This window comes from uncultured Meiothermus sp. (assembly GCF_937863175.1).
Classification (GTDB): domain Bacteria; phylum Deinococcota; class Deinococci; order Deinococcales; family Thermaceae; genus Meiothermus.
Genome location: NZ_CALMCQ010000346.1, coordinates 1 through 6,611, shown reverse-complemented (window position 1 = coordinate 6,611; position 6,611 = coordinate 1). Strand labels below are relative to the sequence as shown.

At 60.7% G+C, this 6,611-nt stretch carries 7 protein-coding genes; 2 read left to right on the top strand and 5 right to left on the bottom strand.

Annotated features, from left to right (window positions below):
• Window positions 1-174: 174 nt before the first annotated feature.
• The 4 genes from Q0288_RS13155 to ald form a co-directional block, all read right to left on the bottom strand.
• On the bottom strand, window positions 175-1,773 hold the full coding sequence (locus Q0288_RS13155; protein WP_299431153.1) for a DAK2 domain-containing protein: 1,599 nt from the start codon (window positions 1,771-1,773) through the stop codon (window positions 175-177).
• Between the two features lie 125 nt (window positions 1,774-1,898).
• Complete coding sequence (locus Q0288_RS13150) at window positions 1,899-2,240, bottom strand: Asp23/Gls24 family envelope stress response protein (protein WP_299431151.1); 342 nt, start codon at window positions 2,238-2,240, stop codon at window positions 1,899-1,901.
• Between the two features lie 299 nt (window positions 2,241-2,539).
• Window positions 2,540-3,208 carry a DUF3108 domain-containing protein gene (locus Q0288_RS13145; protein WP_299431149.1) on the bottom strand — a complete coding sequence of 223 codons (669 nt, stop codon included), beginning with the start codon at window positions 3,206-3,208 and terminating at the stop codon, window positions 2,540-2,542.
• A gap of 64 nt (window positions 3,209-3,272) precedes the next feature.
• Window positions 3,273-4,376, bottom strand: coding sequence for an alanine dehydrogenase (gene ald / locus Q0288_RS13140; protein WP_299431147.1), 1,104 nt, complete (start codon window positions 4,374-4,376; stop codon window positions 3,273-3,275).
• A 109-nt stretch (window positions 4,377-4,485) separates the two neighbouring features.
• Between ald and Q0288_RS13135 the strand changes: the two genes are divergently transcribed.
• Entirely contained in the window at window positions 4,486-4,932 is a 447-nt protein-coding gene (locus Q0288_RS13135; RefSeq protein WP_299431145.1) for an Lrp/AsnC family transcriptional regulator, read from the top strand.
• A 126-nt stretch (window positions 4,933-5,058) separates the two neighbouring features.
• Here the strand turns inward: Q0288_RS13135 and truB are convergent, their stop codons facing one another.
• Window positions 5,059-5,988 carry a tRNA pseudouridine(55) synthase TruB gene (gene truB / locus Q0288_RS13130; RefSeq protein ID WP_299431143.1) on the bottom strand — a complete coding sequence of 310 codons (930 nt, stop codon included), beginning with the start codon at window positions 5,986-5,988 and terminating at the stop codon, window positions 5,059-5,061.
• A gap of 214 nt (window positions 5,989-6,202) precedes the next feature.
• On the opposite strand from truB, the gene Q0288_RS13125 reads away from it, so the two are divergent.
• The gene (locus Q0288_RS13125; protein ID WP_299431141.1) at window positions 6,203-6,412 is read left to right on the top strand and encodes a hypothetical protein; all 210 of its coding nucleotides are present in this window, start codon (window positions 6,203-6,205) and stop codon (window positions 6,410-6,412) included.
• The last annotated feature ends 199 nt before the right edge of the window (window positions 6,413-6,611 follow it).

The following is a 6,611-nucleotide window of genomic DNA, read 5'->3' as shown; positions in this document are numbered from 1 at the left end:
AGCTCCCTGACATACTTTACGGCCCGGTATGCCAGAATTATCCTGCACCAGACGGGTTTTCGTCTCCACAAATCGGCGGGCTCGCATTACGCCTGGGGCGTACAAAAGTAACGCCACCTCGAAACGCAGTGTCAGATTTGAACATCCGACCCTGTCCGCCTGCGTGGGTTTGAATTATTCCAGCACTGCAAGGTAATCGTAGAGGTCAGGCCCTCCTGGATGAATCTCAAGACTGAGACCGGGAAAGGCCTGGGAAATCCGAGCAGCCAGGGCGTCCAACGTGTCTTTTGTGACCGTGGGGCCGTGGAAAATGGTCAATATCTCGCGCTCGCCATCCTGGGAGGCCAGTTTAACCATGTTGAAGAGTGCGTCCTCGGGGGTGTCGGCTGCCAGCGCAAGTTTGTCATCGCGCAGGCCAATGGGCTGGCCCTCGGTCACGCTCACCCCACCAATCTCCACGCTGCGGCTGGCCCGGGTCACTTCCAGGGTTGCGGCCCGCTTGGAAGCCTCTCCCATCTCGGGCAGCAGCTCGCTCGAGGGCTGTTCGGCCTGATAGAGCACGGTTGCGGCCAGCCCCTGGCCCATGGTACGCGTCGGGATCACGTGCACGGTTTTGCCCCTGGCCAGCCCAGCCGCTTGCTGGGCAGACATGATCACGTTGCCGTTGTTGGGCAGCACAATCACTTCGGGGTTGGGCAGGCTATTGATAGCGTCCAGGATGTCCTGCACGCTGGGGTTGGCGGTCTGGCCCCCGGCCACAATGCGGGCCCCAAACCCGCGAAAGGCCTTGGTCAACCCCCAGCCGTTCGCCACCACGACCAGCCCGGTGGGGGGAGGCGTTTCGTCGGCAGCCCCGGCCATAGAGAGGATTTCGGTGTGCTGCTGCGACATATCCTCGACCTTGGTACGAATCATCTTGCCGTAGCGGGCTACACTGGCCAGCAGCCCATCGGGGTCGTTGGTATGGATATGGCCCTTGATATAACCTTCGGCTCCCACCACCAGCAATGAATCGCCGAAGGGCGAGACTGCTTCCCGGATTACCTCGACCGGTTCGGCCACGCCTTCCATCAGGAATTCGGTACAGTAGCCAAACTCCTCGGTATCGAAGGCGGTCTGGGCATATTTTTCTATCTTGGGCGGCTCGGGCAGGGGCAGACCCTTGAGGTAGCCCTCGAGGCCTTCCATCAGCCGCAGCAAACCGACCCCACCGGCATCCACCACCCCGGCCTGTTTGAGCACCGGCAGCAGCTCGGGGGTGCGGTCGGAGGTTTCCCACCCAACTTTTAGTGCACCATCCAGCACTTCTTCGACGCTGGTCGCTCCGTCTTCCACCGCCTTGAGGGCCCCTTCAGCCACCCCCTTCGAGACCGTCAGCATGGTGCCCTCGACTGGCTTCATCACCGCTTTGTACCCCATGCGCGAGCCCTCCTCGAGGGCCCTGGCTAACAGAGCCGGAGAGACCTTTCTGGCTTCCTTGATGGTATCGGAAAAGCCCTTGAGGATTTGCGAGGTGATCACCCCCGAGTTTCCCCGCGCACCCAGCAACGAGCCATAGCTGATCGCCCGTGCCACATCGCTCATCTTGTCGGTATCGGCCAGATCCAGCTCCCTCCGCACCGACTGTAGCGTGAGGTGCATGTTGGTACCGGTGTCGCCATCGGGCACCGGATAGACATTGAGGGCATTGGCCTCCTCGACATAGACCGCAAACCAGTCGGTTGCATAGCGAAAGGCCCGAGCGAGGTCGGCTGGCGAGAGCGAGTTAGCCACGGGTCACCTCCAGCGCGAACAGGGGAGCAGCGGGGCTGGGAGGTAGGGTAAAACCTGCGAAACTGCCGCTGGCAGGCGTTTTTGCCCCTTCTCCCTCACTCCAAAGCACAGCGATGCTCCCCCGATTAACCACGGCTCACCCCCACTACGTGAATCCGCACCGAGGAGAGTTCTGCGCCTGCCAGACTCTTGGCAGCCCAGCGCACCCGCTCCCCGATACTATCCATTACCGTAGGAATACGGGAGCCAAACGCCACCACCACATACAGATCGGCCTGGTACTTACCCGCAGCCGCAGGGTCGGGTTTGACCACCACTCCTTCGCTGGCCTCGCTGCGGCCCAGGATGCGGCTAATGGATTCGCGGATACCGGCAGGACTCATCCCCAACACGCCCGGCACTTCATGGGCTGCCAGGCCCAAAATAGCCGCCAGTGCGCTTTCTGTCACGGTAATGTTACCTTTCAAAGTGTTCCTCCAGACTTGGGCAGTGTACCCTCCAACCCCACCCCCTCCTGTTGCTGGAAAGCCAGTGCATGGGGTTGATTAGATTCCTTATGGCGCAACTATAACGCACCCAAACCCAGTTTCCAACCCTCTAGCAGCCTGAGATGACTCAGAAACTTTTTTACCACAGTCCAGTCTTCATCCTTGCAGGTGCTGCCCAGACCAGCAAACCCTGTAAACCAGGGCCTCAAAAACAGGACTGGCCTGAATTACTCCCAACTTGCACGGGGCGACAATGCTTCACACAGGACACTTCTGGCTTAGCGGTTGCCGTTTTCGATAAGGGTGGCCTCGAGGCGCCCAAAGTCACGCCCGAAGAGGATGCGGGCCGGGGTACGACGAACATCCTGGCGATACCAGATTTCCACCAGCAGATCCTCACGGGCCAAGCGATAGCCTACCAGGCCACTGCCGTTGACCGGGAGGGGTTCCAGCCGCCCCTGGGCCAGCCTGGGATAGTCCACCGCACTGACCAGACGGGTCTCGGGGTGAATGCGCAGATAGTAGATCAGCGACAACTGATCCACCACCTCTTCATTTGAACTGCTCCAGCTGGTGAGTCTGCCATCTGGATGCATAATCCTTGCCCAGGAGCCGTTGTTCTCCTGCCGCTCGAACATCAGCCGGGTGGTGCCTTTGAGGGGTTCGGTGAGGGTTTGCCAGAAGCGGTCGGTGTAGAAGTCTTGGCCGACCTGGCTTTCCGACTCGAGGCCATAGCCTACCGCCTGAGCCAGCCCGGTGGTCTCGAGTTTTAGCCGAAAACGCCAACCACCCTCGATGCCATCGGCACTCAGGTGCAACCGCCCGACCCCGATTCCCTGCCAGACCAGATGGTAGGTCAGGCGCTCACCGGCAGGCCAGGGCGGGGCCTGGGCCAGCGAACCAGCGCCTGCCAGCACAAATAGTACAAACCACCCTCCCCGGAACATAGGCTTTGCTATACAGGGTACAGCAATTGCAGGTGAGGTTCCGGGTTAGGCAGGGTTAAGTGGGTTACAGGGCCGCCCTGGGGTCGGTGTAGGGCAGCCCGAAGGCCTCGGCCACCCCCAGGCAGGTCAGCTTGCCCTGGTGGGTGTTGAGACCCAGCATCAAGGCGGGGTCGTCGTGCAGGGCTTCCAGGCCCTTCTCGGCCAGCTTGAGCAGGTAGGGCAGGGTCTGGTTGGTGAGGGCGAAGGTGGAGGTACGGGGTACCGCACCCGGCATGTTGGCCACGCCATAGTGCACCACACCGTCCACCACATAGGTGGGGTCGGCATGGGTGGTGGGTTTGATGGTTTCCACGCAGCCACCCTGATCTACCGCCACGTCCACAATCACCGAGGCTTCCTTCATGGTGGAGAGCATCTCGCGGGTGACCAGTTTGGGAGCCTTGGCCCCGGGGATCAGAACCCCACCGATGAGGAGGTCGGCATGGCGGATGGAGGCCGCAATGTTGGCTTCGGTGGACGAGAGGGTGATGACCCGCCCACCAAACACGTCGTCGAGGTACTGCATCCGCGTCTTGCTCACATCCAGAATGGCTACCTGCGCGCCCATCCCCAGGGCAATCTTGGCCGCGTTGGTGCCCACAATGCCCCCTCCGATAATGACCACGCTGGCCGGGGCCACCCCCGGCACCCCGCCCAGCAGCACACCGCGCCCGCCATGCGGCTTTTCCAGTGCAGCAGCGCCCACCTGGGGGGCCATGCGTCCGGCCACCTCGCTCATGGGCAGCAGGAGGGGCAGCGAACCATCCTCGAGCTGAACGGTTTCGTAGGCAATGCCACTGGTGCCGCCCGCCAGCAAGGCTCTGGTGAGCGGCTGGTCGGCGGCCAGGTGCAGGTAGGTGAAGAGAATCAGTTCCTTGCGAAGATACTTGTACTCCTCGGCAATGGGTTCCTTGACCTTGACCACCAGATCGGCAGCCCAGGCTTGCTCGGCCCTCACCATCTCGGCCCCGGCTTTTTGATACTCGGCATCGGATAGGCCCGAACCCACCCCCGCACTCTGCTGTACCAGCACCTTATGCCCCCGTCGCACCAGGCTGGTCACCCCACCAGGCGTGAGGGCTACACGGTTCTCGAGCGTCTTGATCTCCCTGGGAACACCAATAATCATAGGAACCTCCTGTTTTTCCCAAGGGTAGATGGATTGTCCGGCAATGGGAAGGGGGGACTTAAGTATTTTGGGAGGTCTGACTTTTAATTCTTAAGCCATAATTGGCTTTATGGCTTCCAAATTGTTAGACAAAGCCAACCTTGCCATTCTGAACGAGCTACAACAGGACGGACGGCTCTCCTACAGCGAGCTGGGCCGACGGGTGGGACTCTCGACCCCTGCCGTCACCGAGCGGGTGCGTCGCCTGGAGGATGCCGGCATTATTACCGGCTATGGTGCGCGGATTAACCCAGGCGCCCTGGGGTACACCATCACCGCCCTGATTGAGGTGGCCACCCCGCCGGGCCGCTACCAGCAGATGCTCGAGTTTGCCCGTACCACCCCTGCGGTGCGGGAGTGCTATTTTGTGACCGGCGAATCGTCCTTTGTCGCCAAGGTGTTAACCCCTTCCGTGCAACACCTGCAAGAACTGATCCAGCAGCTGGGCTTTTTTGGCAGTACCCGTACCTCGGTAGTCTTGTCCCAACCCATTATCAAAGAGACTTTTGCGGTCTAGGCTGCACATATTGAGCTGATTAAACCCATGAGGCATTCCAGGAAAACTGTACAGCCCTGGGCACAGAACCCGGACGGAAGGGTACGCAAAAACTTGACTGTCTGAGCACCGATACTGCGTAATCCCCTATCCCTTGAACACCCGCTTAATGCGGAGCTTGAAACCATCCCCCTCGGCCATCGCCACCAGGCGGCGCCTGGGACCAACCAGGGCCACCAGCCCCTTGGCCGGAATGGGCAGCGGGACGCCTTCCATAGCCCGCCGGGCCTCGGTGTGGGAGAGCTCTACGCTGGGGCAGGAGAGAGCCTCGAGTTCATCGAGCACCTTCCCGGTGTCCAGGTTTTCGATGTCCTGGGCCTGCTCGAGGCCAATTTTGCCCACCCGGGTGCGAACCAGACCCGACAGGAAGGCTTTGCTTCCCAGTTGTTCGCCCAGGTCTCGAGCGAACGAGCGCACATACGTGCCCGACCCCACTACCAGGCGGATCACGGCGGTGGGGTAGTCGCCCACAGGCCTGGGCAACTCCACCGCACGGCCCCGCTCGGACAGGTGCCACCCCGTCGCCGAAGGCGCAATGCGGTGCGCAACAGGGGCTGGATCGTAGGCCAGTAGACTCGCCTCGAGGTATTGGACCGGGCGCGGCTCGAGTTCCAGTGCCTGCCCTTTGCGTGCCGCTTCGTAGGCTTTGACCCCCCTTACCTTTACCGCCGAGTAAGCAGGGGGTGTCTGCTGTGTCAGGGTCAAAAATGTGGGCAAAGCTGCCTCAATCTCGCGCTGGGTTGGACGCCTGGAGCTTTCTGCCACAATCTGCCCTTCGGCATCCAGGGTCTCGGTGGTCACCCCAAACGAAACCCAGGCGATGTACTCTTTAACTTCGGCAGACAGGAAGGGTACCAGCTTGGTCGAAACATCCACCGCCAGTATCAAGACCCCCGTGGCCAGTGGGTCGAGGGTTCCGGTGTGGCCCACCCGGCGTGTTCCCAGCAGTTTACGGGCCATGTCTACCACGTCATGCGAGGTGCGGCCTAGCGGTTTGTTCACGGCAAACAGGGCCATGCCAGCGAATTCTACCTAGAAATGACCGGGGGTGGGTAGCTCATAGCCCACGACGGAGGGAGTGGATAACTTGACCTGGATACCCGCACGGGCACTGTAAGGATGTCGCAGGTCTCGGGTCTCAGATCCACGGTTGAAAGTTTCGCATGGGGTCGTTTTGGGGCCTTACTTCGGGGGTACTCGGTGATTGCTAGACTGATGAAAGAGGTGGGTGATGGCGGATGAGACTTCGCTCCAGACTGACGAGATGGAGGAGCGCCAAGACGGGCCGACTCCGAACGGGGGCGTGTATTCCATTGCTTTCTTTCGTGATGAGGCCTGGAACCCGGTAGCCAAACAACACGCTACCCAGGTTGAGATATGTGAATTTGACCAGGCTGGCGAGTGTTTTTACCGCACATATGGTCACATCCCACGTCGCTAGCCGATAGCTGAAATGGCTGAACCGCGAGCCCTCGAGGCCTGTACCCTAATCCAGACCAGAGATCCCCGTCGTTTTTGGCTTTCAGCTTCTGGCCTTCGACCATGACCCAGACCCCCGACCCCGGACGGTTGTTCTTCTGCCCGTGCAAAGTGGGGCCTGTAGGGCAAAAACTTTGTTATCAGACCCCCAGGAAAACTCA

Coding starts and splice junctions, on each gene's coding strand:
- Q0288_RS13145 (WP_299431149.1), bottom strand. CDS start 3,208: ATGTTCCGGGGAGGGTGGTTTGTACTATTTGTGCTGGCAGGCGCTGGT.
- ald (WP_299431147.1), bottom strand. CDS start 4,376: ATGATTATTGGTGTTCCCAGGGAGATCAAGACGCTCGAGAACCGTGTA.
- Q0288_RS13135 (WP_299431145.1), top strand. CDS start 4,486: ATGGCTTCCAAATTGTTAGACAAAGCCAACCTTGCCATTCTGAACGAG.
- truB (WP_299431143.1), bottom strand. CDS start 5,988: ATGGCCCTGTTTGCCGTGAACAAACCGCTAGGCCGCACCTCGCATGAC.
- Q0288_RS13125 (WP_299431141.1), top strand. CDS start 6,203: ATGGCGGATGAGACTTCGCTCCAGACTGACGAGATGGAGGAGCGCCAA.